The sequence below is a fragment of the Neobacillus paridis genome, from assembly GCF_016765675.1.
In the GTDB taxonomy this organism is placed as follows: Bacteria; Bacillota; Bacilli; order Bacillales; family Cytobacillaceae; genus Neobacillus; species Neobacillus paridis.
The window spans coordinates 1-629 of sequence record NZ_JAESWB010000180.1 but is presented as its reverse complement, the minus strand read 5'-3'; the positions used below and the strand labels follow the sequence as shown (position 1 = coordinate 629).

The following is a 629-nucleotide window of genomic DNA, read 5'->3' as shown; positions in this document are numbered from 1 at the left end:
GGCCGTCGTCGGAGACGCTGCGCGAGCCAACGATAGCGATCCGTTTAGGCGAGTCGATCAGATCCCACCAGCCTCGGTAGTACAAAAGTTCCACGGGATGCGCGGCATCGCGCAGCCGATAGGGGTAGTCTTCCGCGCCATGCACACGCACACCAAAGTCGTGAATCTTCGCGTGCGCGATCTGGTCTCGCACCCGCCGTAGCGCCGTGTCAATTTCCTCTTCCGAGACCAGCTCGGAGGGCATCGCATTCGGACTATCGCGGAAGCATTCAGCGATCGTCTTGAACGTAGCTTTTTGATGCGCCCACAACGCCTCGTACGCCGCCATCTCCCGGGACGGGGAAATCGGTTTGTTGCTCAGTACTGCGTCAATGTCATTCATCGCTTGACTGATCTCCATAGACGCGCCGGTCAACGCTTCGGCGAAAATTGAATCGGCACGACGTTGCTGCCCGTGGCAACCGGTGCGTCCGCGCTGCTGCGCACTGAACGTAACCGAGCCAGCTGCACAACCTTGGGCTTGCCCTGGAAGTACCCTTCCGACAAGCCGGCCAGCATCTCGATGTCGTGGGCCGCCAGGCCAATGTGCCTGGGGATCGAGTCGAGCGGCATCACGTTTTCCTCGACGA

2 protein-coding genes are annotated in these 629 nt (G+C 60.4%); both read right to left on the bottom strand.

Going from position 1 to position 629, the window contains the following annotated elements:
- Positions 1-382, bottom strand: a 382-nt coding sequence (locus JK635_RS28435; RefSeq protein ID WP_202654409.1) for a DNA-processing protein DprA, incomplete at its 3' end; no start/stop codon positions are given.
- 29 nt (positions 383-411) lie between these two features.
- On the bottom strand, positions 412-629 hold a 218-nt coding region (locus JK635_RS28430), incomplete at its 5' end, for a hypothetical protein (RefSeq protein ID WP_202654408.1).